25 protein-coding genes, 1 tRNA gene, 1 other RNA gene and 1 riboswitch are annotated in these 24104 nt (G+C 56.4%); of the genes, 14 read left to right on the top strand and 13 right to left on the bottom strand.

Features of this window, described 5'->3' with window-relative positions; all coding sequences use genetic code 11:
- Positions 1-48 precede the first annotated feature (48 nt).
- Complete coding sequence (locus SynA15127_RS00825) at positions 49-2571, top strand: glycogen/starch/alpha-glucan phosphorylase (RefSeq protein WP_186484633.1); 2523 nt, start codon at positions 49-51, stop codon at positions 2569-2571.
- Positions 2571-3647 (top strand): acetate/propionate family kinase, encoded by a 1077-nt coding sequence (locus SynA15127_RS00820; protein WP_186484632.1) that lies wholly within the window; start codon positions 2571-2573, stop codon positions 3645-3647. Before SynA15127_RS00825 ends, SynA15127_RS00820 begins: the two co-directional genes overlap by 1 nt.
- Here the strand turns inward: SynA15127_RS00820 and SynA15127_RS00815 are convergent.
- The 3 genes from SynA15127_RS00815 to SynA15127_RS00805 all read right to left on the bottom strand — a co-directional run bounded on the left by SynA15127_RS00815 (position 3630) and on the right by SynA15127_RS00805 (position 4622).
- On the bottom strand, positions 3630-4091 hold the full coding sequence (locus SynA15127_RS00815) for a hypothetical protein (protein ID WP_186485507.1): 462 nt from the start codon (positions 4089-4091) through the stop codon (positions 3630-3632). The two genes, SynA15127_RS00820 and SynA15127_RS00815, sit on opposite strands and share 18 nt — an antisense overlap.
- Before the next feature lie 37 nt (positions 4092-4128).
- Positions 4129-4455, bottom strand: coding sequence for a hypothetical protein (locus SynA15127_RS00810; RefSeq protein WP_186484631.1), 327 nt, complete (start codon positions 4453-4455; stop codon positions 4129-4131).
- 93 nt (positions 4456-4548) lie between these two features.
- Positions 4549-4622: transfer RNA gene (locus tag SynA15127_RS00805), tRNA-Arg, on the bottom strand.
- Between the two features lie 54 nt (positions 4623-4676).
- Here SynA15127_RS00805 and rnpB point away from each other — a divergent pair.
- The 4 genes from rnpB to SynA15127_RS00785 all read left to right on the top strand — a co-directional run bounded on the left by rnpB (position 4677) and on the right by SynA15127_RS00785 (position 8729).
- Positions 4677-5064: RNase P RNA component class A (rnpB, locus tag SynA15127_RS00800), an RNA gene on the top strand.
- Positions 5065-6195: 1131 nt separating this feature from the next.
- Entirely contained in the window at positions 6196-6768 is a 573-nt protein-coding gene (locus tag SynA15127_RS00795) for a hypothetical protein (RefSeq protein WP_186484630.1), read from the top strand.
- Between the two features lie 5 nt (positions 6769-6773).
- Positions 6774-8018, top strand: a complete 1245-nt coding sequence (locus SynA15127_RS00790; protein WP_186484629.1) for a hypothetical protein — start codon at positions 6774-6776, stop codon at positions 8016-8018.
- 9 nt (positions 8019-8027) lie between these two features.
- Positions 8028-8729, top strand: coding sequence for a ribonuclease III domain-containing protein (locus SynA15127_RS00785; protein WP_186484628.1), 702 nt, complete (start codon positions 8028-8030; stop codon positions 8727-8729).
- Here SynA15127_RS00785 and SynA15127_RS00780 read toward each other — a convergent pair.
- Together SynA15127_RS00780 and SynA15127_RS00775 are read right to left on the bottom strand one after the other, a co-directional pair.
- The gene (locus tag SynA15127_RS00780) at positions 8708-9547 is read right to left on the bottom strand and encodes an ion transporter (protein ID WP_186484627.1); all 840 of its coding nucleotides are present in this window, start codon (positions 9545-9547) and stop codon (positions 8708-8710) included. The genes SynA15127_RS00785 and SynA15127_RS00780 overlap by 22 nt on opposite strands.
- Before the next feature lie 5 nt (positions 9548-9552).
- The gene (locus SynA15127_RS00775; protein ID WP_186484626.1) at positions 9553-9738 is read right to left on the bottom strand and encodes an NAD(P)H dehydrogenase subunit NdhS; all 186 of its coding nucleotides are present in this window, start codon (positions 9736-9738) and stop codon (positions 9553-9555) included.
- A gap of 54 nt (positions 9739-9792) precedes the next feature.
- On the opposite strand from SynA15127_RS00775, the gene rimM reads away from it, so the two are divergent.
- Together rimM and SynA15127_RS00765 are read left to right on the top strand one after the other, a co-directional pair.
- Positions 9793-10326: a ribosome maturation factor RimM gene (gene rimM / locus SynA15127_RS00770; RefSeq protein ID WP_186484625.1), complete on the top strand. Its 534-nt coding sequence runs from the start codon at positions 9793-9795 to the stop codon at positions 10324-10326.
- 66 nt (positions 10327-10392) lie between these two features.
- The gene (locus SynA15127_RS00765) at positions 10393-11853 is read left to right on the top strand and encodes a mannose-1-phosphate guanylyltransferase/mannose-6-phosphate isomerase (RefSeq protein WP_186484624.1); all 1461 of its coding nucleotides are present in this window, start codon (positions 10393-10395) and stop codon (positions 11851-11853) included.
- Here the strand turns inward: SynA15127_RS00765 and SynA15127_RS13450 are convergent.
- The 3 genes from SynA15127_RS13450 to psaC all read right to left on the bottom strand — a co-directional run bounded on the left by SynA15127_RS13450 (position 11829) and on the right by psaC (position 14256).
- Entirely contained in the window at positions 11829-11960 is a 132-nt protein-coding gene (locus tag SynA15127_RS13450) for a hypothetical protein (RefSeq protein WP_255475526.1), read from the bottom strand. The genes SynA15127_RS00765 and SynA15127_RS13450 overlap by 25 nt on opposite strands.
- Before the next feature lie 80 nt (positions 11961-12040).
- Positions 12041-13948, bottom strand: a complete 1908-nt coding sequence (glmS, locus tag SynA15127_RS00760) for a glutamine--fructose-6-phosphate transaminase (isomerizing) (protein ID WP_186484623.1) — start codon at positions 13946-13948, stop codon at positions 12041-12043.
- A 62-nt stretch (positions 13949-14010) separates the two neighbouring features.
- Entirely contained in the window at positions 14011-14256 is a 246-nt protein-coding gene (gene psaC / locus SynA15127_RS00755) for a photosystem I iron-sulfur center protein PsaC (protein WP_006850103.1), read from the bottom strand.
- Between the two features lie 140 nt (positions 14257-14396).
- On the opposite strand from psaC, the gene acpP reads away from it, so the two are divergent.
- The 4 genes from acpP (at position 14397) to SynA15127_RS00735 (ending at position 19157) form a co-directional block, all read left to right on the top strand.
- A complete protein-coding gene (gene acpP, locus SynA15127_RS00750; protein WP_007099572.1) occupies positions 14397-14639 on the top strand; it encodes an acyl carrier protein in 243 nt (80 codons plus the stop codon).
- A gap of 8 nt (positions 14640-14647) precedes the next feature.
- A complete protein-coding gene (fabF, locus tag SynA15127_RS00745) occupies positions 14648-15895 on the top strand; it encodes a beta-ketoacyl-ACP synthase II (protein WP_186484622.1) in 1248 nt (415 codons plus the stop codon).
- Positions 15896-15959: 64 nt separating this feature from the next.
- Positions 15960-17969: a transketolase gene (gene tkt / locus SynA15127_RS00740; RefSeq protein WP_186484621.1), complete on the top strand. Its 2010-nt coding sequence runs from the start codon at positions 15960-15962 to the stop codon at positions 17967-17969.
- Positions 17970-18044: 75 nt separating this feature from the next.
- Positions 18045-19157, top strand: a complete 1113-nt coding sequence (locus SynA15127_RS00735; RefSeq protein WP_186484620.1) for a hypothetical protein — start codon at positions 18045-18047, stop codon at positions 19155-19157.
- Positions 19158-19251: 94 nt separating this feature from the next.
- Here the strand turns inward: SynA15127_RS00735 and SynA15127_RS00730 are convergent, their stop codons facing one another.
- Positions 19252-20043 carry a class I SAM-dependent methyltransferase gene (locus SynA15127_RS00730; RefSeq protein WP_186484619.1) on the bottom strand — a complete coding sequence of 264 codons (792 nt, stop codon included), beginning with the start codon at positions 20041-20043 and terminating at the stop codon, positions 19252-19254.
- Positions 20044-20094: 51 nt separating this feature from the next.
- Here SynA15127_RS00730 and SynA15127_RS00725 point away from each other — a divergent pair, with 51 nt between their 5' ends.
- Positions 20095-20649, top strand: coding sequence for a methyltransferase domain-containing protein (locus tag SynA15127_RS00725; protein ID WP_186484618.1), 555 nt, complete (start codon positions 20095-20097; stop codon positions 20647-20649).
- Positions 20650-20651: 2 nt separating this feature from the next.
- On the opposite strand, the gene SynA15127_RS00720 is transcribed toward SynA15127_RS00725, so the two are convergent.
- Positions 20652-21248 (bottom strand): hypothetical protein, encoded by a 597-nt coding sequence (locus SynA15127_RS00720; protein ID WP_186484617.1) that lies wholly within the window; start codon positions 21246-21248, stop codon positions 20652-20654.
- Positions 21249-21277: 29 nt separating this feature from the next.
- Positions 21278-22648, bottom strand: a complete 1371-nt coding sequence (gene thiC, locus SynA15127_RS00715) for a phosphomethylpyrimidine synthase ThiC (RefSeq protein ID WP_186484616.1) — start codon at positions 22646-22648, stop codon at positions 21278-21280.
- Between the two features lie 47 nt (positions 22649-22695).
- A riboswitch (TPP riboswitch) is annotated at positions 22696-22803 on the bottom strand.
- Positions 22804-23111: 308 nt separating this feature from the next.
- Between thiC and SynA15127_RS00710 the strand changes: the two genes are divergently transcribed.
- Entirely contained in the window at positions 23112-23285 is a 174-nt protein-coding gene (locus SynA15127_RS00710) for a hypothetical protein (protein ID WP_186484615.1), read from the top strand.
- On the opposite strand, the gene SynA15127_RS00705 is transcribed toward SynA15127_RS00710, so the two are convergent.
- Both SynA15127_RS00705 and SynA15127_RS00700 read right to left on the bottom strand, forming a co-directional pair.
- Positions 23278-23895: a HEAT repeat domain-containing protein gene (locus tag SynA15127_RS00705; protein WP_186484614.1), complete on the bottom strand. Its 618-nt coding sequence runs from the start codon at positions 23893-23895 to the stop codon at positions 23278-23280. The two genes, SynA15127_RS00710 and SynA15127_RS00705, sit on opposite strands and share 8 nt — an antisense overlap.
- 5 nt (positions 23896-23900) lie before the next feature.
- Positions 23901-24095 carry a DUF3188 domain-containing protein gene (locus SynA15127_RS00700; protein WP_255475525.1) on the bottom strand — a complete coding sequence of 65 codons (195 nt, stop codon included), beginning with the start codon at positions 24093-24095 and terminating at the stop codon, positions 23901-23903.
- Positions 24096-24104: the final 9 nt, after the last annotated feature.

Raw genomic sequence — 24104 nt, 5'->3', positions numbered from 1 at the left:
CGCTTTTATCTCTCCTCGCCTGAGTTCCTCTCAAACACGCCTTTTCCCATGACCTCCTCCCAACCCCTCGATCTGCGTCTGCCGACACCTGGCTGTTACAACGATCCCGAACGCGCCGGGCTTGATGCCAAAAGCGTGTTCGACGGCATGACCGAGCACCTGTTCTTCACGCTCGGCAAGCTCGCGCCCACCGCCAGCCGCCATGACCTCTACATGGCTCTGAGCTATGCGGTGCGGGATCGCCTGATGATGCGTTACCTCGCCACCACCGAGGCGATGCGGGCCCACCCCCAGAAATCCGTGGCCTATCTCTCCGCGGAATTCCTGATCGGCCCCCAGCTGAACAACAACCTGCTCAACCTGGGAATCCAGAAGGAGGTCGAAGAGGCCCTGCGGAATTTCGGGATCGAGTCGCTGCAGCAGATCCTGGAGGTGGAGGAGGAGCCGGGACTCGGCAACGGCGGCCTCGGCCGTCTGGCGGCCTGCTACATGGAATCCCTCGCCAGCCTGAAGATCCCCGCCACGGGATACGGCATCCGCTACGAATTCGGCATCTTCGACCAGCTGATCCGCGACGGCTGGCAGGTGGAGATCACCGACAAGTGGCTGAAGGGCGGCTGGCCCTGGGAACTGCCCCAGCCCGATGAAGCCTGCTTCGTCGGCTTCGGTGGCCGCACCGAGAGCTACATCGACGACAAGGGCAGCTACCGCTCCCGCTGGATCCCCGCCGAACATGCCATCGGCATCCCCCACGACGTGCCCGTCCTGGGATATCGCGTCAACATCTGCGATCGTCTGCGCCTCTGGCGCGCCGACGCCACCGAAAGCTTCGACTTCTACGCCTTCAACATCGGCGATTACTACGGCGCCGTTGAGGAGAAGGTGGGCAGCGAAACCCTCTCCAAGGTGCTCTATCCCAACGACGGCACCGATGAAGGCCGGCGTCTGCGTCTGAAGCAGCAGCACTTCTTCGTCAGCTGCTCCCTCCAGGACATGCTGCGCAGCCTCGACAACCGAGGCCTGTCCGTGGAGGACTTCCCCAAGTACTGGACCGTTCAGCTCAACGACACCCACCCGGCCATCGCGGTGGCGGAGCTGATGCGCCTGCTGATCGACGACCGTCACCTGGATTGGGAGAAGGCGTGGGACATCACCTCCCGTTCCGTCGCCTACACCAATCACACCCTGCTGCCGGAGGCCCTGGAGAAGTGGGACCTCAACCTGTTCAGCAGCCTGCTGCCCCGCCACCTGGAGCTGATCTACGAGATCAACCGCCGGTTCCTCCAGCAGCTGCGTCTGCGTTACCCCGGCAACGACGCCATCCAGCGCAAGCTGTCGATCATCGATGAAGACGGCAGCAAGGCGGTGCGCATGGCGCACCTGGCGACCATCGGTGCCCACCACGTGAATGGTGTGGCAGCGCTGCACTCCGATCTGGTGAAAACCGACCTGCTGCCGGAATTCGCCGAACTCTGGCCCGAGAAATTCACCAACGTCACCAATGGCGTCACACCCCGCCGCTGGGTGGCCCTGGCCAATCCCGAGCTGTCCACCCTGCTCAACGAGCACATCGGTGAGGAGTGGATCTCCAACATGGAGAACCTGCGCAAGCTGGAGGAGCGTCAGAACGACCACGGCTTCCTCGAGCACTGGGGCGAAACCAAGCTGTCTGTGAAGCGCAAGCTGGCCGGCTACATCCACAAGAACACTGGTGTGCTGGTAGATCCCTCCACCCTGTTCGACGTGCAGGTGAAGCGCATTCACGAATACAAGCGCCAACACCTCAACGCCCTGCAGGTGATCACCCAGTACCTGCGGATCAAGAACGGTCAGGCCGATGGCATGGCCCCTCGCACGGTGATCTTCGGCGGCAAGGCAGCTCCCGGCTACTACATGGCCAAGCTGATCATCCGTTTCATCAATGGCATCGCTGACACGATCAACAGCGATCCCGACATGGACGGACGCCTGCGTGTGGTGTTCCTGCCGGATTACAACGTGAAACTGTCGGAGCGGGTGTATCCCGCCTCCGATCTTTCGGAGCAGATCTCCACCGCCGGCAAGGAAGCCTCCGGCACCGGCAACATGAAGTTCGCGATGAATGGCGCCCTCACCATCGGCACCCTCGACGGCGCCAATGTGGAGATCCGTGAGCTGGTAGGTGCCGAGAACTTCTTCCTGTTCGGCAAAACCGTCGAAGAAATCAAGGCTCTCAAGGAGCAGGGCTACCGTCCCGGCGACTTCATCGCCGCCGTCCCTGAGCTGCAGGAAGCCCTGCGCCTGATCGAAATGGGCCACTTCAGCAATGGCGATGGCGAACTGTTCCGGCCTCTGCTGGACAACCTCACCGGCAACGATCCCTTCTTCGTGATGGCGGACTTCGCCGACTATCTGCGCGCCCAGGAAGCGGTCAGCCTCGCCTGGACCGATCGGATGCACTGGAACCGCATGTCGCTGCTGAACACAGCACGAACCGGCTTCTTCTCCTCCGACCGTTCCATCGCTGAGTACTGCAAGAACATCTGGAACGTGGAGGCCCTGAACGTCGAAATCACCTGCGACGTGCGCTGATGGCCGACCTCTGCCTGGTCATCAATCTAGGCAGTTCCAGCCTCAAGGCGGCCCTGGTGGATCCCACCGGGACCACCCCCTGGCACAGCAGCCGCAGCATCGCTGCGGGTGAATCCCTCGATGAGGTGCTGGAGAGCTGGCTGGCACCGGAATTGGAACCCCTTCGCCAGGAGGTGAACCTGATCGGTCATCGGGTGGTGCACGGAGGTGAGCGCTTCACGGCACCGACCCGAATCACACCAGAGGTGGAAGCGACCCTCGAGGAACTGATTCCCCTGGCCCCACTGCACAATCCGCCAGCCCTGAAGGGCCTGGCCTGGAGTCGGCGCTGGGCCCCGCAGCTGCCTCAGTGGGCCTGCTTTGACACCGCCTTCCACAGCAGTCTGCCGGCGGCGGCCTACAGCTATGCCATTCCCCAGAACTTCCGCTGCCGTGGCTTCCGCCGCTTCGGGTTCCATGGCATCAACCATCAGCATGTGGCGGAAACCGCCGCGGAGCAGTGGCGCAGTCAGGGCAGGGACCCATCAAGGCTGCGGCTGATCAGTGCCCACCTCGGCGCCGGCGCCTCGCTGGCTGCCGTGAAAGGGGGGCGCTGCATCGACACCACAATGGGCTACACCCCGCTTGAGGGCCTGGTGATGGCCACCCGTTCCGGGAGCATCGATCCAGGCCTGCTGCTGGAGCTGATGCGAGAGGGTTACAGCGAGGACCAGATGGCCAGAATTCTGCAGAAGGAATCCGGATTGAAGGGGCTGTCGGGCCTCAGCGGCGACATGCGTGACATCCGTGAGGCCGCTGCCCATGGCCACAACGGGGCCATCCGGGCCCTCGAGGTATTCCGTCACCGCTTGCTGCAGTTGCTCGGCTCAATGGCAGCAAGCCTCAGCGGAGTGGACGTGCTGGCACTCACGGGAGGGATCGGCGAACACGACCGACAACTTCATGACGAACTGAGCGAGTCTCTTCGGTGGTGGGGAGAGTTCACCACCGTGGTGATTCCAGCAGATGAGGAGGGAATGATCGCCCGCCTCTGCCGACGCCACAGCGAAACGCCGGCGTCAGCTGCGGTCGGGTAGGTCGGGCGTTTGATGCAGCAGACGGTTCAGCCGCAGCCGATCGACATTCAGAGGATCGGGAGCCAGCTCACCCGCCAGTTCCCGGAATTTCTGCTCGATCTCTTCGGGAACGCGCACATCGAAGACTCGCTCCATCAGAGCCTCAATCGAGAACAGATGGGCATTGATGTTCTCCAGGTCAGCCATCGCCTGCTGAAGCGCATCAGACGACTCCTCACCACCTCCAGCGACGGAGAGAGGCTGAGCTGACGAAGCCTCGGCCGCACGGGAGCCGTGCTGCTTCTGAAGGTCTTCGAGAACACGACCCGACAGGGTTCGGAAGGATTGCAGTGCTGCCCAGCTGAGCTCCTGCTGCTGGCGCAGCGTTGGGAACTCACGGATTAAACGGTCATGCTCCCGGTAGAACCTCTGACAGTCCGGGCATTGGCAGGGCTCTTCCGGCACCGCAGGACCTCTTACACATTCCACATCATGGCATCCGTCAGGCCGCGAGGGGATCAGCACTGTCGTCGGCATCCTTCTCATCATCCTCAAGGGTTCCAGGCAAAGGAATCTCGATGGACGACACCACCTGGATCACATCCCTGAGCCGCATGGAATCGGCGAACCAGCCCATGGCCTGTTCGGTGTCGCCGCGACGTTCAGCATCGCTGGCCTGATCCTCATGGGCTTCAGCCAAAAGGGCAAGCCAGCACAGGCAACGGGCCTGGACCACAGAGAGATCGAGATCCGCCTGCTGGGAATCGGCGATCCGCTCACTTTCCTGCTGCACCAGCAGGCGAAGACGGAGATCGTGGAGCTGGGTCATGGCAGCCACCTTGTTGGCCCAACCCTAGCGGTGGTGCGCGATCAATCCACCCCACCAGATGTAGCGGTGATTACAGCGAGATGAGGCACGTGACGGGGCTGGCGGGACTCGAACCCACGACCTACGGTTTAGGAAACCGTCGCTCTATCCGGCTGAGCTACAGCCCCAGGGACCGAAAGCCCTGGACCCTCAAATTATGCCCACGGGGCATGATGGAGACTGAAAGCAGGCGAGGTGGTTGCAATCGGATCCCACCGGATCCGGTTGAGGAAAGTCCGGGCTCCCCGATGGCCAGGCTTGCTGGGTAACGCCCAGTGCGGGTGACCGTGAGGAGAGTGCCACAGAAACACACCGCCGATGGCCCCGTGGGGACCTCCCCCAGGCACAGGCAAGGGTGCAAAGGTGCGGTAAGAGCGCACCAGCAGCATCGAGAGGTGCTGGCTCGGTAAACCCCGGCTGGGAGCAAGGCCAAGGAACGACGGCTGGCCATTGGCCCCGTTCCGTCTGAACGCGCCGCTCGAGGCCGGCGGAGACGTCGGCCCCAGATAGATAACCGCCCACCCTCCTTGGAGGTGTGAACAGAACCCGGCTTATGTCCTGCTTTCACTAATTCGCAACAGATGCAAATACAGGGTTAATCAACAAATTTTATTAACTATGATATTACTTACTGCTCCTTTTCCGATTTGACCGGATCCATACAAAGCGCTATGCAAAATTTGATGCAAAAATACGAGAGCCCTTCGCAAAACCTATGACGCCACAAACAAACAGCTTCATTTGGCCCAGGTATCAAATATCTCAGCCGCAATCCTCAAAAGTCTAGAGCGTCCGACGAAATCAGCACCGAAGAGATTTTCAAAACTTCAACCACATAACTAAACTTATCGAAAATTCGAGTGACATTCTTGCGGTATCGGCAAGTGGAGGCAAATATATCGCCAGGGGATAGATTGCCCGTGATTTCTAAATTCCTGCATATGACAAGCTTGAACAATCGACTCAACTCAGATAGTTAGGTTAGTGCTGATCTGGCCCTTCAAACATGGTGAAGGCAAGCCATGAAAATCTATTTAGCAAATCCGAAGCAATCGAAGCGCTGCTGCAATCTCTTTTCTAGTAGCAATCAAACCTATCGCCAGCATTCAACCCACACCAAAACATGCTCGCATCCATTGCCAAGCCACAACATAAAGTTCAAAATTCGACTACTCAGCCCACAGTTAACAATTAGAAGCATGCATACAAGGGCTAGCTGTTCCGAAGATTGGTCCGGGCCAAACCTTGCAGTCATCTTCAAGTCAACAGTCCCTATTTACCTCAACCTAATTAATAAATAAACAAAGTCAAAGAAGTCTTCTCCGGCGCAAAATATCCCCGCACTGCTGATCGCAACAGGGAAGCATTCAAACCAATCCTGTCGGACCACTGTCCCTCCACGAACCATTTGAAACTACAATTAAATCTTACAACCATCTACTAAAGCAACAACTAACAATAGCCATACTGCCTGAAAGTCGCCATGCTCACTGATCACACCTTATGCAAAATCTGATTGCAGGCATCAAATAGATCCTTTCAAGCATTTCAAACACAGAGCGTGCATAAAACCCTACCAACCAGACAAACTAATAGTCGACAGGTCAAGACTCTCTAAGCGTTATTTTCTTCAAGCCACCACTACTGCAAAGAGTCAATAGCCTATGCTACAATAAGAATAATAATTAAAATTTAAAAACCATGTTTGAACTTACTTTCTCACCTGAAATCATAGATTTTCTGGAAGCTAAATATTCAGGAGCTGAAGGTATTCTCGAATATGGATCGGGAGGATCCTCTGTGCTTGGACTATCCTTAAAAAAACAACTCGCCGCTGTCGAATCCGATCTAGAGTGGCTAAATCGACTCAAAGAATACTTAGTCAGCCTTGATTTAATAAGTAACTTCAGAGGAATTTATTCCGATATCGGGCCCACCAAAGAATGGGGACATCCGCTAAAATCAGGGAAAAATTTTCAGAAGTTTCCGTCTTATGCTCTTCTTCCATGGCAAACAATGAATTATGCGCCAGATACTATTTTAATTGATGGTCGTTTTCGTGTTGCTTGTTTTATTGCCAGCGCAACGATGACCAAAAGGCCAGTAACTATTCTATTTGATGATTATCTGGATAGGCCACAGTATCATGTCATCGAAGAGGTTTTTGCTAAGGAATATTCTATTGGCAGAATGGGAATCTTCAATGTTCAACCAAATCGCATAAGTGCCCAAAGGCTCTGCGACTTTATCCCCTATTTTATAAACGCAGCTTAAACACAATGCCTTATAATATCCAAATACCAAGAACAACAAGTAAAAGATTTAAATGCACACTGGAACTCAAAATAGCACAATCAAGCAGCATTAATAAATGGGCACAGATATCAAAATCAGAAACAGTTATTTTCGAAATCTTTATCTCATCCAAGGGATTTTTTCAGGCCACGTTCGAAATATCATTATCTCAACGTGAATGTCGCGAAGGCACCGTTGACTTAGAACTTACATTCCACGATCATCCCATTTATTACCCATCCACATCCATCCATGGAAATGGATTGCAATCATTTTCGGCACTCCCATATTCACCAAATTATTCTGAGAATCTCACAAAAGCGATTCTCACCCCAATTTCATATGAAGACTCAAAAAAGATTGCTGTTTTAAATGCAGCATTAAGCAGCTCTCCCCCGCACGCTTTCTCAAGTCCACAAATCTGTTCCCAACTGCAACAAGTAATACTAGATGCAATTGATACTGGTAAACCTCTATCAGTTATTCGACTTGGAGATGGGGAAGGTCGACTACTTGGGTTTCCACACATCTTTGATATAAATGAGATAGTGAGCGAATGCTTAAACTATCAATTCGGGAAAAAATGCCTCAAAATGCTGGCAAAAAAATACCCCTATCAACCAACAATATCTGGTACATTTTACTTAAAAAATTTACTTGAAGAATCGATTAAAACAGCCGATATTGTTTGCGCTCCAAGCATCATTCGATTCAATGATCCAATTTGCGAAAAACTTTTCAACCCTAGAGTCGCGGCAGCATACGCAAACTTATATACAAGAGTGTTCGCTGCCAGGACTTTTGTTCCTGACACATTCATCTTTCTTCGCCTTCACAAACTTGGACTCATTGAACCAATATTAAAGGCTTCAGAGTTCATAACAGTCATTTCACATACTTCAGCATCAAAACAACTGAGAGACACCTACGGAATCGAAAACATAGATCACATTCAAATTCCAGGCCACTCAACATTTATGCGTACCAGCAAGCCACATTACCCGATTATGTATAGGAAGATTCAGCGCAAGATCAACGTTAAAAGCAAAAAACACCTCTTCTTAGTTTCAGCAGGTTACCTCGGCAAGCACTATTGTAAAGTTGCAAAGTCTAAAGGTGGGATTGCGATTGATATTGGCAGTTTGTTTGATTCCTGGATCGGCATTGGGCGTCGTGATGCGATTGCCAGGGAAGGTTTTAGATTAAAGACATTAAGCAAAGAAGCCTGACCTTGAATGATGACGCAGCTCCCAATAAAATCGTTCTCGTCGATCCATGAATTTCTTGAGATTTCTAATCTTTTGCCTTCAAGTGACGCATTAGTTCTTGAAGCTTTAACTCATTCCTCTGTAAAGAAGCACTACAACCATGAACAACTGGAGTTTTTCGGTGATGCCGTTCTGAGGCTCGCCGCCAGTGAATTCATCCGCAACGGTTACCCAACAATGGATGTAGGCCAGCAGTCTTCCCTGAGGTCACAATTGGTAAGCGATTCATGGCTAGCGAATTTTGGTAAAATCATGAATATTGATGAACTAATATTGAAAGGTTCAGATGCCATGCATGACGTGACTGCAATTAAAACTATCAGGGCTGAGATGGTTGAAGCTGTAGCAGGAGCTGTTTACATTAGGCAGCAAACGACCAAAAATATAATTTTACTATTTAAGGCCGAATGGGAAATAACGGCTAAAAAATTCCTTCAGAATCCATACCACTTTAATTGCAAGTCAGCGCTACAAGAATGGAGCCAATCTCACCAATTAGGACTTCCTAATTACACTACAATTGAGCAATCAAAACTACATGGAGATGATCTACGCTTCAGAAGCATTGTGATTGTTTCGGAGCAACTTGAAGGAGAAGGCTGGGGCCGCTCTCGCAAAGAAGCTGAGCAGTCTGCGGCAAAAAATTGTCTTCAACGGTTAGACGCACAATGATCAGTCAAAACAGAGCCGCAGAAATCACAATGAACTGCATCTTCTCGATGCCCTTGACGACCGCAGATACCGCACTGCTCATCCTTATTCTCTGATCGTCTGCTCTTTAGTCCTGAATAAGTCAGAAGTCCAGTGGGGATCGCGATGATGCCGAATCCGAGCAGCATCACCACCGAAGCCAACAACCGTCCCAGAGATGTCTGGGGAACGTAGTCGCCGTAGCCGACGGTCGTCATGGTGACGATGGCCCAGTACACGCCATTCGCCACAGTCTTGAACTGGGTGTCTGGATTGACGCTTTCAATCACAAAGATGAAATAGCCCAGCACCACCTGCAGCATGACGACGAAGAACAGATACACCGCAATCGTGCGGGCATTACTGCGCAAGGCTTGCCCCATGCCCCGTGCTTCGTCGACAAAACGGAGCAACTTGAAAACACGCAGAATTCGGCCGAATTTGAACACCCAGAGCAGAATTTCACTGCGCACCTGCGGCACGAAGAAGAACAGCACTGCTGTGAAATCAACCAGCCCGTAGAAGCTGAAGAAATACCGTTTCGGCCGTTCACTCACATACAGATGCAAGAAGAAGTCAGCCGAGAAAACGGCCAGGCAGATGTTCTGAATCGCATCGATCCAGGCCACATTGGTTTGCCGCAGGGCGGTATTGCCAAAGGGATCCGGTTCCAGCATCAGAGCCAGAACACTCAGCAGAATCGCCCCGAAAACAATGATGTTGTAGAGCTTTCCTGCCGGTGTGCCCGCTTCCAGAACGACCGTTCTCAGTCGGGAGCGCAAACGTCGCGGAACGGCCATATCGATCAGGCGGGCTTCAGATCCCTCAGCCGAAGCGTCACCAGCTTGTCCCAGTTACCACCCTCGAACAGCACTGCAGCTCGATCACCACTGATCCGCTGAACGAAGCCGGTGTAACCGTTGTAGATCGACGTCACATCCACAACGGTGACCGTGGAGCCAGGGAGGATCGGGGCTGCAGCGCTCGCCATGGATCGGGCACGGTTTGGTCTGACGCCATTATCAGCAGAGCGATCGACCACTGCATGGATGACAGCGAGGAGTGGCTCATGGTGGGACGGGTTGTCGGAGCCCAGGGGCTGCAGGGAGACCTGAGGATCAATCCCAGCAGCGACTTCCCGGAACGCTTCACCCGCCCTGGACCCCGCTGGCTCAAGGCAGGTGCGGGGGGCCATCGCCAGGAAGTCGCCCTGCTCCGCGGTCGCCAACTGCCGGGGAAGTCGTTGTTCGTGGTGCATTTCGAAGGAGTGGACGATCGCGCTGCCGCGGAGGCCCTGGTGGGCCGTGAGCTGCTGGTACCCGCTGACGATCGGCCGGAGTTGGAGGAGGGGGAATTCCACCTGCTCGATCTGGTTGATCTGGAAGCCCGCCTCGAACCGCAGGGGCCAGCGATCGGGCGGGTGACGGATCTGATCAGCGGAGGCAACGATCTTCTGGAAATCGAGCTCAACGATGAACGCCGGGTGCTGGTGCCGTTCGTGGAGGCGATCGTGCCGCGCGTGGTTGCGGAGGAAGGTTGGCTGCTGCTGACGCCGCCACCGGGGCTGCTGGAGCTGTGAACCCATCCTCCAGTCGACAAAGCACCCGGCATCAGGCGATCCTTAGACCCTCGATGAGCGGATGTCTTGGCGGCCACCCCACTAATACCGGTCATCCTCTGTGGCGGAACCGGGACCCGTCTCTGGCCGCTGTCGCGCGCCAGCTACCCGAAGCAGTACTGGGCTCTCAGCGGCGATTGTGAGTCCACCCTGCTGCAGCAGACCCAGCAACGACTGGATGGCCTCGACGGCCTCGGATCGCCGCTGCTGATCTGCAACGAAGACCACCGATTCATCGTGGCCGAACAGATGCGCCAGATCGATGTGGAACCGAACGCGATCCTGCTGGAGCCGATGGGACGGAACACGGCCCCGGCGGTGACCGTGGCGGCCCTGCAGGCGACGGCGGATGGCGCGGATCCGTTGCTGCTGGTGCTGGCCGCGGATCACGTGATCCGCGATGCCAGCCACTTCCGTGAGGTGGTGGAAGCGGGCCGGCGATCGGCGGAGGAAGGACGACTGGTGACCTTCGGCATCGTGCCGACGGCACCGGAAACGGGTTATGGCTACATCGAAGCCGCCCAGCCCTTCTCCGGCGGCCCGCTTCAGGATGTACCGATCGCCCGCTTCGTGGAGAAACCCGACCGGGCCACGGCGGAAACCTTCCTGAGCACGGGACGCTTCACCTGGAACAGTGGCATGTTCCTGTTCCGGGCCAGCGCGATGCTGGCGGAGCTGGAACGCCTGTCACCGGAGGTGGTGAGCTGCTGCCGGGCAGCCCTCGAGCAGGACACTGCGGATCTGGACTTTCTGCGGCTCGAGCGAGAAGCCTTCGCGAAATGTCCGAACATCGCCATTGATGTGGCGGTGATGGAAAAAACCGAACTCGGGACGGTGCTTCCGCTCGATGCCGGCTGGAGTGATGTGGGCAGCTGGAGTGCTCTGTGGGAAACCTCAGACCGGGATGAGAATGGCAACGTGCTGCAGGGCCGGGTGATCAGCGAAGGCAGCCGCAACTGCTACCTGCGCAGCGAGCACCGACTGGTGGTGGGTCTGGGCGTCGAGAACCTGGTGGTGGTGGAGACCGATGACGCTGTGCTGATCGCCGACCGCGCCAGAGCACAGGAGATCAAGAAAGTGGTGAAACAGCTGGAGACCGATGGCAGCCCGGAAGGGAAAGCCCACCGCAAGATCTACCGCCCCTGGGGCCACTACACCTCCGTGGTGGAGAGCAGCCGCTGGCAGGTGAAGCGCATCTCGGTGAAACCGGGGGCCAGCCTTTCGCTGCAGATGCACCACCACCGCGCCGAACACTGGGTGGTGGTTCGCGGCACCGCCGTGGTGGAACGCGACGGCGAGCAGCAACTGCTCGGTGAGAACCAGAGCACCTACATCCCCCTGGGGTGCCGTCATCGCCTCTCCAACCCAGGCAAGATCCCTGTGGAACTGATCGAGGTTCAGAGCGGCGCGTACCTCGGGGAGGACGACATCGTTCGCTTCGAAGACCGCTACGGCCGCAGCGATCAGCGCATCCCGGTCCAGTTCTGAAACCAGCCGCGTCTCCAGAACCAGCTGATCGGAACCACCGACAGTCCGAACATCACTGCCAGGCAGATCACCTGGACGCTCGCTAAGGCGCCTCGAGCGAATGGCATCACTGCTGCGCCGGACCTGGCGACCGTGGAGGCAGGCCTCGATTCAGCTCCACCGACATGACGCCAGTCATCGGATCGCATCACTCCACCGTCACACTCTTAGCCAGATTGCGGGGTTGATCCACATCCAGTCCGCGATGGGCGGCGATGTGATAACTCAGTAGCTGCATCGGAACCATCGTGAGCAGCGGGCTGATCCACTCGCTCACCTCCGGGACCGGAAGCAGCTCATCGAAGAGGTCCGTGTCCGGACCCTGCGGAGCCACGCCGATCAGCTGCGCGTCGCGGGCCTTGGCCTCCTGAGCATTGCTGAGCACCTTCTCGAAGACGGCACCCGGAACGGCGATGGAGACCACGGGGACATGGGCATCCAGCAGGGCGATCGGACCATGCTTCATCTCCCCGGCCGGGTAGCCCTCGGCATGGATGTAGCTGATCTCCTTGAGCTTCAACGCCCCTTCAAGGGCAATCGGGTAGTTGATGCCGCGGCCCAGAAAAATCACGTCCTGGGTTTCAGCAAACCGATGGGCGAGGGCTTCGGACTGGCGATCATGGAGCTCCACAAGCTCCTGCAGCTGCTGTGGCAGCTGGCGCAGCTCGTTGGCCATGGCCTTGATCTCATCTGGCGAACGGCTGCCGCGCTGGGCCGCAAAAGCCATCGCCAGGCCATAGAAGGCAAGCAGCTGTCCGAGGAAGGTCTTGGTGGCGGCAACACCCACCTCGATGCCGGCACCGATGTCGAGGATGTGGGGCACCTGACGGGAGAGGGAACTTTCCGGCCTGTTGGTAACACCCAGCTGTCGCGGTGCGAAAGCCGGGTCGCCGTGAGCCGTCCGCCGTTCCGCCTCCATGGCCAGAGCTGCCAGGGTGTCGGCGGTCTCGCCGGACTGGGTCACACCGATCGTGAGGGTGTGCGGAGCCAGCGGAGGCGGTGCATAGCGGAATTCACTGGCGTAATGGACCGCCGTGGGAATCCCGGCGTACTGCTCCAGCAGATAAGCCCCCACGAGCGCGGCATGGCGACTGGTGCCGCAGGCGAGGATCTGAATACGCTCGAGGCCGGCATAAAAGGCATCTTCGAAGGGAAGCGCCACAGGCGTCTCCGGTGCCAGGCCTTGCGGCAGATGACGGGCCACCCAGAGCTGTGCCGTCTCCGGCTGCTCATGGATCTCCTTGAGCATGTAATGACGGAAGTGGCGCTTGTCGGCCACATGATCCGTGCCGGACAGAACCGAAGGCATGCGCTGCTGCCGCTGCCCCTCGGCGTCGTAGAGCTCCACCCCGAGAGGCGTCAGCAAGGCCACCTCGCCGTCCTGCATCGGCAGGATCGTGCGGGTGAAACCGGCTAGGGCCGGCGTGTCGCTGGCACAGAGAAACTCCCCCTCCCCCAGACCGATCAGCAAGGGCGCGGCGCGTCGGGCCACCACGAGAGCTCCGGGAGCGTCCTGCCAGATCACCGCCAGGGCATAGGCCCCCTGCAGCTGAGGCAGAACCGCCTGCACCGCCTGCAGCAGCAGGGGGCCTCCGGCCTGACCACCACCCGCCTGGAGCCGCTTCAGCTCGGCAGACACCAGATGAGGGATGACTTCGGTGTCGGTCTCCGACTGGAAGACCACCCCGGTTGCCTGCAGCTCATCACGCAGGCTGCGATGGTTTTCGATGATGCCGTTCTGAACAACCGCCACACCGCCATCGCAGCAACGGTGGGGATGGGCATTGCGCTCTTCCGGTTTGCCGTGGGTGGCCCAGCGGGTGTGGCCGATACCGCACTGTCCTGGAGCCCCCTGCTCGTCGAAACGAGCCGTGAGATTGACGAGCTTTCCCTTGGCTCGCAGGCAGTGCAGCACGCCGCTGCCTGAATCCAGGGAACTGGAGTCGACCGTGGCGATGCCGGCGGAGTCATACCCCCTGTATTCGAGCTGGCGCAGGCCCTCCAGCAACAGTGGGGCCGCCTCACGGGAACCGACCAACGCAACGATTCCGCACATACAAAAAAGCCCGGCTGTGGCCGGGCAGAGCTTATGGGGTTTTCAGAGGGACGTTGGGACGATCAGTACGCCAGACCCATGCTGCGGGTGGTCTCGTCGCCCAAGTAAACGCGGATGCTGAGGAAGTCGGTGGGGCAGGCGGTTTCACAGCGCTTGCAGCCGACGCAGTCCTCGGTGCGCGGCGAAGAGGCGATCTGACCGGCCTTGCACCCGTCCCAGGGCACCATCTCGAGCACATCGAGAGGACAGGCACGCACGCACTGAGTGCAGCCGATGCAGGTGTCGTAGATCTTGACGGCGTGGGACATGCCCGGTGCTCATGGATGGCTTGGTGCCAAACGTACCCGCCAAGACACCCTCCCAGAGCTGGGCCGTCACCGTTGTTAACGCCCGGCTCAGGCGCCCCAGAGGCGTGCCCGTAGGATGCAGCGTCCCGTTGCCACGGCCCATGTCCCAGGAAGCGATCCTCGAGAAAGTGCGTTCGATCGTTGCGGAGCAACTCAGCGTCGATGCCGGCGAAGTGAAGCCGGAATCCAACTTTCAGAACGACCTCGGCGCCGACTCGCTGGACACCGTGGAGCTCGTGATGGCCCTTGAGGAGGCCTTCGATATCGAAATCCCCGATGAAGCCGCTGAGGGCATCACCACCGTTGGTGACGCCGTCAAGTACATCGAAGACAAGCAGGCCTGAGGAGCGGCATGGTGGAGGGTCTCCATCGCGTCGTGGTCACCGGTCTCGGCGCGGTCACACCGATCGGCAACACGGTTGAGGAGTACTGGAGCGGCCTCATAGGAGGTCGCAACGGGGTCGCCCCCATCACACTCTTCGACGCTTCAGCTCACGCCTGTCGCTTTGCGGCGGAAGTGAAGGCGTTCGACCCGACGGGGCTGATCGAACCCAAGGAAGCCAAGCGCTGGGATCGCTTCTGCAAATTCGGCGTGGTGGCGTCCAAGCAGGCCCTTGCTGATGCAGGCCTCGAAATCACCGACGCCAACGCTGACCGCATCGGCGTGATCATCGGCTCCGGCGTCGGCGGTCTGCTGACGATGGAGACGCAGGCCCACGTGCTGGAAGGCAAGGGACCGGGACGGGTGAGTCCGTTCACGGTGCCGATGATGATTCCCAACATGGCGACGGGCCTGGCGGCGATCGCCCTCGGCACGAAGGGACCCAGCTCAGCGGTGGCAACCGCCTGTGCCGCTGGTTCCAATGCCATCGGTGATGCCTTCCGGCTGCTACAGCTGGGCAAGGCGGACGCCATGGTCTGCGGAGGAGCGGAGTCGGCGATCACCCCCCTCGGGGTTGCCGGGTTCGCCAGTGCCAAGGCGCTGTCCTTCCGCAACGACGACCCCGCCACCGCCAGTCGTCCCTTCGATGCCGAACGGGATGGATTCGTGATCGGAGAGGGGGCCGGTGTTCTGGTGCTGGAGACCCTGGCCCACGCCGAAGCGCGCGGCGCCACTGTGCTGGCGGAAATCGTCGGCTACGGCATGACCTGCGACGCCCACCACATCACCTCTCCCAGTCCCGGTGGCGTGGGGGGTGCCGAAGCGATGCGTCTTGCCCTCATGGATGGAGGCATCGATCCCGCCGACGTGGATTACGTCAACGCTCACGGCACGAGCACCCCGGCGAACGACAAAAACGAAACCGCCGCGATCAAGAGCGCCCTCGGGGATCGGGCCCTGCAGATCCCTGTGAGCTCAACCAAATCGATGACCGGCCACCTGCTGGGTGGCTCCGGCGGCATCGAAGCGGTGGCCTGCGTTCTGGCCCTGCGCCAGGGGGTGGTTCCCCCCACGATCAACCACAGCAATCCAGATCCCGACTGTGATCTGGATGTCGTGCCCAACACCGCCCGGGATCAGACACTGGGCACGGTGCTGTCCAACTCCTTCGGTTTCGGCGGCCACAACGTCTGCCTGGCCATCCGACAGATGAGGTAACCGGCGACATCGACGTCATCGGTCAAACTCGTACGCATTTCTTACGCACTCCCCCCTATTCACCATGGTCGCTGCTCCCGCTTCTCTCGACACGCTCTGCATCAACAGCATCCGCTTCCTGGCGGTTGATGCGGTCAACAAGTCCAAGAGCGGGCACCCCGGCCTGCCCATGGGTTGTGCCCCGATGGGCTACACCCTGTGGGACAAGTTCCTCAAGCACAACCCCAAGAACCCCAAGTGGTTTAACCGCGACCGCTTCGTGCTGTCTGCCGGACACGGCTGCATGCTGATCTACGCGCTGCTGCACCTCACCGGCTACGACTCGGTCACCATCGAGGACATCAAGCAGTTCCGTCAGTGGGGCTCCAAAACACCTGGTCACCCCGAAACGTTTGAAACCCCCGGCGTTGAGGTGACCACCGGTCCCTTGGGTGCCGGCATCTCCAACGCTGTGGGTCTGGCGATCGCCGAATCCCATCTGGCCGCCAAGTTCAACAAGGCTGACGCCGAGATCGTCGATCACTACACGTACGTGGTGATGGGTGATGGCTGCAACCAGGAGGGCATCGCTTCGGAAGCCTGCTCCCTGGCCGGCCACCTCAAGCTGGGCAAGCTGATCGCCCTCTACGACGACAATCACATCACCATCGACGGCCGCACCGATGTGTCCTTCACCGAGGACGTGCTGAAGCGCTATGAGGCCTACGGCTGGCATGTGCAGCACGTGGCGGACGGCAACACCGATGTGGATGCCATCGCCAAGGCGATCGAGGCCGCCAAGGCCGTCACCGACAAGCCCTCGATCATCAAGGTGACCACCACCATCGGCTACGGCTCCCCCAACAAGGGCGACACCGCCGGTGTGCACGGCGCACCGCTGGGAGAGGAAGAGGCTGAGCTCACCCGCAAGCAGCTGGGCTGGAACTACGGCCCCTTCGAGGTGCCCCAGGAGGCCTACGACCAGTACCGCCAGGCCATCGACCGTGGCGCCAGCCTCGAAGCCGAGTGGAACCAGTCCCTGGCGGCTTACCGCACCAAGTACCCCAGCGAAGCCGCCGAGTTCGAGCGCATGCTCCGCGGCGAACTTCCTCAGGGATGGGACAAAGATCTGCCCACCGCCGGCCCTGAAGAGAAGGGTCTGGCCACCCGTAAGCATTCCCAGATCTGCTTGGGTGCCCTCGGCCCCAACCTGCCCGAACTGATCGGCGGCTCCGCCGACCTCACCCACTCCAACTACACGGATATCAAGGGAGAGACCGGTTCCTACCAGCCTGAAAGCCCCGAGAAGCGCTACCTGCACTTCGGTGTGCGCGAGCACGCCATGGCGGCCATCCTCAACGGCATCGCGTATCACGACAGCGGTTTGATTCCTTACGGCGGCACCTTCCTCGTGTTTGCCGACTACATGCGCGGCTCCATGCGCCTCTCGGCCCTGAGTGAGCTGGGTGTGATCTACGTGCTCACCCACGACTCCATCGGCGTCGGAGAAGACGGCCCCACCCACCAACCGATCGAAACCATCCCGTCACTGCGGGCCATGCCTGGCATGTTGGTGTTCCGCCCTGGCGACTGCAACGAAACCAGCGGTGCCTACAAGCTGGCGATTGAAAACCGCAAGCGCCCCAGCGCCCTGTGCCTCAGCCGTCAGGGCATGGCCAACCAGACCAACTCTTCGATCGACAAAGTGGCCCTGGGCGGCTATGTGCTCGAAGACTGCGATGGCACCCCTGATCTGATCCTGATCGGCACCGGCACCGAGCTCGACCTCTGCGTGCAGGCCGCCAAGCAGCTCAGCGAAGCAGGCAGCAAGGTGCGCGTGGTGTCGATGCCTTGCGTTGAACTGTTCGACGAGCAGAGCGACGCCTACAAGGAAGACGTGCTGCCCAATGCCGTGCGCAAGCGCATGGTGGTGGAAGCGGCTGAATCCTTCGGCTGGCACCGCTTCATCGGCCTCGATGGCGACAGCGTGACCATGAACCGCTTCGGCGCTTCAGCTCCGGGTGGAACCTGCCTGAAGGAGTTTGGCTTCACTGTGGAGAACGTGGTGAGCAAGGCCAAAGCACTGCTGAATTGATCAAATTCTCAATCTATAAATTCACCTCAAACCCTCGCCAGCGCGAGGGTTTTTTTATAGACACGCTGCCCAACCATGAACAATGATCCAGAGAGGTCCGCTCTATTTTTAATCCACTCGCTAGCACCTGCAGGAAGCCAGGGTGATACAGCTTGGAACGCCGGAACATTTTTGGCATCCAATCGCATTCAGCTCGAACCAGCCAAACAAGCTGTGATCGAACTGGGGTTTCAACCAAAACCGCTCAACGTCCGCGCCGAAAAACCAAACTGTCTTCAAGCACTGGGAGATCCAAGTTGCTGCATCGTGGGCAAACTCAGCCATCCCGACGAAACATTTGCACAAAATATTTTACTTGCCAACCTAGCCGCGATTTCAATCTTAAAAAGCCGATCCGTACCCATTCTTGTTAACTACAGCGACAATCTTGCCGGTCAAACCAAAACATCGGTTGCGAGCCTCTATCGAAGTCTGTTGTGGCATGCGGATGCCGTGATTTATCCCTGCCAAGCCATGCAACAACTTGGCAAACCCTGGCTTAATCTAAAAAATCCAGCCCAAGAGTGGATCATCGAGGACCCTTGGCAAATCGAAGAGCAGCCCTACCGAGAATTCAAGCCTGATCAACCATGCAGGATCATCTGGTTTGGCCACTCATCCAACTCTCAGTATCTGCTTGATGAGCTACCCAGACTACTTCAATCCTGCAACACACATGCCAACTATGAGCTCACCATCCTCAGCGATTCTGCAATCCAAAACAAGGCAAAAGAGCAGCTCAAGGAACTACCTCAATGCAAGCACTGGACTCTACGATGCATTGAATGGGACAGCAATTCTCAACCAAAACAGCTGGCCTCTGAGTTAACCAGGGCACACATTGCAATTATTCCTTCGAATATTCAAGACAAGCGAAAACTTGCAGCCAGCCACAACAGAGCCGTCGATTCCATCCAAGCGGGCTGCATGGTCATAGCATCTCCCCTGCCAAGCTACAAAGAGCTCAATAAACTCCTCCTACTAAGCGAAAATTTTTCCGAAACAATAAATACCGGAATCCAACAATATTCAAGGCTGACACGCAAATGGGAAGTTCATCGCAAAAGCCACATGGAAAGATTTTCGCCATCCACAAATGCAGCAAAGTGGAGAGATGCCATCAAAACACTTACTCAAAGCTACAAATAAAAAAGAATGACCTGAAATCATCTAATTTACACAATCATTCGGCACACAAAGAGATTCACAATTGCAAATTCCTGACATTTTCAATCAAAGGGAATCATGCAATAACTGATTTCATTCCAGCTTTCCATTCGATCATTGGAAGCGGAGCTCCCATATGGCAGACAATCATCGATGGAAGGAGTTCTATTTTCCGAATCAATGCAGGAGGCGTAACGAGCTCATCTGGCCTCAAATTTTTGGAACATCTTTCATGACGAGTCGCCTGGACATTAAGGGAATGAGCCAACCCAAGAAAATAGGAGAGCGCATTTGAAGAGTCAGAATCTCCACGAAAACCCTTCCAGTAGCACGCATGGACATCTTCGATAATATACAGCCCTCCATCCCTTACATGTTTCGCCAAAGTTTTAAATGAAGCAATAATATGCTCCGATTGATGACTCCCATCGTCAATAACAATGTCAAATTCACCTCTCTGAGACGCAACATCTTCTAGGAAAACAGGATCAGCCTGACTGCCACAGTAAACAAGCCCCTTTTCAGGAGCAAGTTGATTATTTAAAGCCAGGCACTTTTGATTAATATCAATTCCAGTCCAACGAAGCAAGTCTTCACCAAAGAAATTCTTCCACAGCCTATATGAACCGCCATGCTGTACCCCAATTTCCAAGAAATCAACCTTTGAGCCATCCGATTTAGTAAAAAGCCTTTGATACTCAGGTAAATAATGCGCTAACTTCATGCAATTCAGCGTTTCGACGCCAGCAGATTTCATTATCCGCCCAAATTTATTTAAAGCAAATTCATCAAAGTGTTTTTGTGAGCTCTTACCGCTCACAGAGCTGTCGCCTCCAGCAGACCAAACCTCAATATCATGCCCTTTCATGACCTAACGACATATGTCTTGCTATGATAACACGACATCGAAAATCAAGACTTGAGCACAACACCTAATCATGAAAAATCAGTTGCCCCAGTGCGACTTAATTTAGGATGTGGCGACAAAATCTTGCCTGGCTACATTAATATCGACACGGTATCAGCGCGCAAAGAAAAAAAGCCTGACATTGTTGCCGATATTAGAGATTTACGAAATATCAAAACATCAATTGCTGACGAAATACTAGCCGTACATGTGATTGAACACTTTTATTACTGGGAAGTCATTCCATTACTAACGAGCTGGAAAAGAATCCTGAAGCCTGGAGGAAAGATTATTCTTGAATGCCCCAATCTTCTCTATGCATGCAAAATGCTATTGGAAAATCCAAGCAAGGCATCATCAGCTGATCAGAATGGGCAAATGTCTATGTGGCCTCTTTACGGCGACCCAAGCTGGAAAGATCCCCTGATGTGCCACAAATGGGCTTACACCCCTGATTCACTAATCAAAGTAGTGACATCAGCAGGCTTTATAAACGCAAAACAAGAGAAGGCACAGTTTAAGTTACAAGAACCAAGGGATATGAGAATTACAGGCATAAATCAGTAAAATCATTTTCCTTTCGACATTACTCTAAGTTCGTGCAACATGAGATAGGGCAGAAACTTGACACCATCAATTGTTCGAGACAATTTCTGATCAAGATCTTCCTCAAACTTATAAAGTTTTGAATCGGGAGACGTTGACCAAGCTCTAGCGATTGCGGAAGAATCGGGGAACAATTGATTTAAAGAGCTCGCATGAAAACGATGATAGTCATCTGAATAACGATGATAGCGCCACACCCAAGGAACAGATAAATACATTATCCCGCCAACACAGATCGCCTTCTTGATATTCTTGGCCGCGAGGATTACATCTGGGACATGCTCTAAAACACTACATGAAACAAATAAGTTAACTTTTCCTAAAAGCTCCGCAGGCGGAGCACATTGAAGATCCCAGACAATATCTACGCCCTTTCCTTCTTCGACATCAGACGTTAAAACTTTATAGCCTGCTGTTTCAAGCAGTTGAATCATATCTGATGAATGCCCTTCTAAAGCAGCTCCCGTAATTAATGCCAAGTTTGCGCCTTCTCTTGGATTTGCAATCTGCAAATTAGCAAAAACTGCTTTTAAAAACTTAGGCTGCGAGGAGTCACCCATTTCAAGAACTAATAAGTATTTTAAGGCAGTTAAAGCACCGCGATCTTTTCTTCCAGTACAGATTGCAAGTCTTCAAGATCTTTATCTGTAATCTTCGTCTGCATCGGGCAGTGCTTGGGACCGCACATCGAACAGAACTCTGCTTGTTTATAGATATCTGCAGGGAGTGTTTCATCATGATATTCCTTGGCGCGCTCGGGATCGAGTGACAACTCAAACTGCTTGTTCCAGTCGAAGTTGTAGCGAGCCCGGCTTAGTTCATCATCCCGGTCGCGGGCACCCGGACGATGACGGGCGATGTCAGCAGCGTGTGCTGCGATCTTGTAGGCAATCAACCCTTCGCGCACATCCTCGGCATTGGGCAAACCGAGGTGCTCTTTAGGAGTCACATAGCAGAGCATCGCTGTGCCATGCCAGCCAGCCATGGCCGCACCGATCGCTGAGGTGATGTGGTCGTAACCGGGGGCGATATCAGTGACCAGAGGACCAAGCACATAAAAGGGTGCCTCATTGCACTCCTCCATCTGCTTTTTCACGTTGAACTCAATCTGGTCGAGGGGCACATGACCAGGGCCCTCCACCATCACCTGCACATCGTGCTTCCAAGCCCGGCGTGTCAGTTCACCCAGAGTGTGAAGCTCAGCCAACTGCGCTGCATCGGAGGCATCATGCTGACAACCAGGGCGGAGCGAATCGCCGAGCGAGAAGGTGCAGTCGTAGCGCTTGAAGATCTCACAGATGTCGTCAAACCGCGTGTAAAGCGGGTTCTGACGGTGGTGATACAACATCCACTGAGCCAGGATGCCGCCACCACGGCTCACGATGCCGGTGATGCGGCCCTTCACCTTGGGCAGGTGCTCAATCAGCAAGCCCGCGTGGATGGTCTGGTAATCGACACCCTGCTGGCAATGCTTCTCGATGATGTGCAGGAAGTCGTCTTCATCGAGCTTTTCAATCGAGCCATGAACACTTTCCAGTGCCTGATACACAGGAACGGTTCCGATCGGAACCGGTGAAGCGTTAATGATCGCTGTACGTACCTCATCGAGGTTCACGCCACCGGTCGAGAGATCCATCACCGTGTCGGCGCCGTACTTCACCGCCAGCTTCAGCTTCTTCACCTCTTCCTCTGCATCGGAAGCATTCGGCGACGCGCCGATGTTGGCGTTCACCTTGCACTTGCTGGCAATGCCGATCGCCATCGGCTCCAGATTGGTGTGATTGATGTTGGCCGGGATGATCATTCGCCCCCGGGCCACCTCCTCCATCACCAGTGATTCGGGAAGGTTTTCACGCTTGGCGACATACGCCATTTCCTCCGTCACCACGCCTTGGCGGGCGTAGTGCAGTTGAGACACATTGGCCTGGCCCTGACGGGGAGACACCCAGGAAGCGCGCATGAGTCGATCGTGCGATGGACAGTCCAGGGGTTGGCTCAGGCCTCTGCGATCACGCTGATTCACTTCCCTTCGTCGGCATGACCCGGTTCAGGTTCGGAGGGTGTGATCTCAGCCCTGCGTCGTTGATGAACGACCGGGCACCCCTAGTGGTTTTTGCAAACTAGCAAGCGTCCAGTCACAAAAATGCGTGCAGGTGTTGCTGAAAATTGGAAGAAAGTTCGATTGGTGTCTGTAAAAGCCGAGATCCATTCCCTCAACTGGCCTGACGCCGAAGAACGCATCCCACAGCAACAAGCTGCGGTCTTCCAGCACTTTCAACTGCCAATCAGGCAACACCGCATGCGAGCCGACCACAGCCAGTGGATGGACGCTGTATGGAAGAACTCAGCTGGCAAGCCGAGGCACAAGGAATGATCTACAAAGCCTGGTACCCAGCCATTTCCACCACCCCAGCAGGGAAGGGTTGTGGCGCCTGGGCAACTACGGCAGCTATGGCATCGGCAGCGTTTTTGCAGACCGCGTTTTTCACCTCCATCAGGGTCGCTTTGCGAACAACGTGGATCTCTTCGTGCAGATCTGCACCTCAATCCGCAAAGGCAGCTTCAGCACAGAGGGCTACCGCTCCTGCATCAGCTGACCTGCAGACCATTCAGCGCCGATGCCACCACCCGGTGATCAACGTCCTGTTGGAGGGGTTGGAGCAGGGCGCGGGCCTGATCACCCAAGGGCTGATCAGCGCCATCCCGCACGACACGACCGAGAATTTCTGCCCCGCTGACCCGCACAGTGCCATCGCCATCCTTGATCGCGAGAGTGGCCAAATCCAACAGCCAGTTCAGATCGATCTCCGGTTGTTCGGCTAACGCCGAAAGGATGCTGCAACGCACCAACCAGGCGTCATCTGCTTCAAAGGCGGAGCGCAGCAGAGGCCAGGACCGCTCCACGCCATAACTGGCCAAAGCATTGGCCGCTTCCGCCCGCACGTTCGAATCCTCGTCGTCCACCAACAGGCGGCTCAGCACCTGCCAGCCCTGCTCCGTGCGCTTGTAGCCGAGGCCGCTGCAACTGAGGGAACGCACAAGGAACGGTTTCTGTGCCGTACCCAACACCAGCAACGGCACCGCCTCCTCATCGCTGCAGAACCGCAGCTGGGTCAGGGCCGGCATCGCCCGCACCGGATCACCACTGGAAATGGCGTCCCGCAGGGCGGGAAGATCGGGGCGCTGGTCGTCGGGAGCGGACGTCATCGGAATCAGTCGGTTTCAGCCCGGCTGGTGCGCAGAGCTGACAGCAGCCTGGCGCGTCGACGACGGCGACCGGCGGCACTGCTGACGATCAGCCAGGATCCGACCAGCAGCGCCGGCAGGGCGTGGGATCGGTCGGTCCCCTGCCGCTGCTGCATCGCCACCACCGCCACAGCGATCAGCAGCGGCGCCCCGAAGGACATCAACACAGG

This window comes from Synechococcus sp. A15-127 (assembly GCF_014280215.1).
GTDB lineage: Bacteria > Cyanobacteriota > Cyanobacteriia > PCC-6307 > Cyanobiaceae > Parasynechococcus.
Note: the sequence above shows the minus strand (reverse complement) of the source record. Positions and strands in the feature narration are given on the sequence as shown.

Coding starts and splice junctions, on each gene's coding strand:
- SynA15127_RS00825 (WP_186484633.1), top strand. CDS start 49: ATGACCTCCTCCCAACCCCTCGATCTGCGTCTGCCGACACCTGGCTGT.
- SynA15127_RS00820 (WP_186484632.1), top strand. CDS start 2,571: ATGGCCGACCTCTGCCTGGTCATCAATCTAGGCAGTTCCAGCCTCAAG.
- SynA15127_RS00810 (WP_186484631.1), bottom strand. CDS start 4,455: ATGACCCAGCTCCACGATCTCCGTCTTCGCCTGCTGGTGCAGCAGGAA.
- SynA15127_RS00795 (WP_186484630.1), top strand. CDS start 6,196: ATGTTTGAACTTACTTTCTCACCTGAAATCATAGATTTTCTGGAAGCT.
- SynA15127_RS00790 (WP_186484629.1), top strand. CDS start 6,774: ATGCCTTATAATATCCAAATACCAAGAACAACAAGTAAAAGATTTAAA.
- SynA15127_RS00785 (WP_186484628.1), top strand. CDS start 8,028: ATGACGCAGCTCCCAATAAAATCGTTCTCGTCGATCCATGAATTTCTT.
- SynA15127_RS00780 (WP_186484627.1), bottom strand. CDS start 9,547: ATGGCCGTTCCGCGACGTTTGCGCTCCCGACTGAGAACGGTCGTTCTG.
- SynA15127_RS00775 (WP_186484626.1), bottom strand. CDS start 9,738: ATGGCGAGCGCTGCAGCCCCGATCCTCCCTGGCTCCACGGTCACCGTT.
- rimM (WP_186484625.1), top strand. CDS start 9,793: ATGGATGACAGCGAGGAGTGGCTCATGGTGGGACGGGTTGTCGGAGCC.
- SynA15127_RS13450 (WP_255475526.1), bottom strand. CDS start 11,960: ATGCCATTCGCTCGAGGCGCCTTAGCGAGCGTCCAGGTGATCTGCCTG.
- glmS (WP_186484623.1), bottom strand. CDS start 13,948: ATGTGCGGAATCGTTGCGTTGGTCGGTTCCCGTGAGGCGGCCCCACTG.
- psaC (WP_006850103.1), bottom strand. CDS start 14,256: ATGTCCCACGCCGTCAAGATCTACGACACCTGCATCGGCTGCACTCAG.
- acpP (WP_007099572.1), top strand. CDS start 14,397: ATGTCCCAGGAAGCGATCCTCGAGAAAGTGCGTTCGATCGTTGCGGAG.
- fabF (WP_186484622.1), top strand. CDS start 14,648: ATGGTGGAGGGTCTCCATCGCGTCGTGGTCACCGGTCTCGGCGCGGTC.
- tkt (WP_186484621.1), top strand. CDS start 15,960: ATGGTCGCTGCTCCCGCTTCTCTCGACACGCTCTGCATCAACAGCATC.
- SynA15127_RS00735 (WP_186484620.1), top strand. CDS start 18,045: ATGAACAATGATCCAGAGAGGTCCGCTCTATTTTTAATCCACTCGCTA.
- SynA15127_RS00730 (WP_186484619.1), bottom strand. CDS start 20,043: ATGAAAGGGCATGATATTGAGGTTTGGTCTGCTGGAGGCGACAGCTCT.
- SynA15127_RS00720 (WP_186484617.1), bottom strand. CDS start 21,248: ATGGGTGACTCCTCGCAGCCTAAGTTTTTAAAAGCAGTTTTTGCTAAT.
- thiC (WP_186484616.1), bottom strand. CDS start 22,648: ATGCGCGCTTCCTGGGTGTCTCCCCGTCAGGGCCAGGCCAATGTGTCT.
- SynA15127_RS00705 (WP_186484614.1), bottom strand. CDS start 23,895: ATGACGTCCGCTCCCGACGACCAGCGCCCCGATCTTCCCGCCCTGCGG.
- SynA15127_RS00700 (WP_255475525.1), bottom strand. CDS start 24,095: ATGTCCTTCGGGGCGCCGCTGCTGATCGCTGTGGCGGTGGTGGCGATG.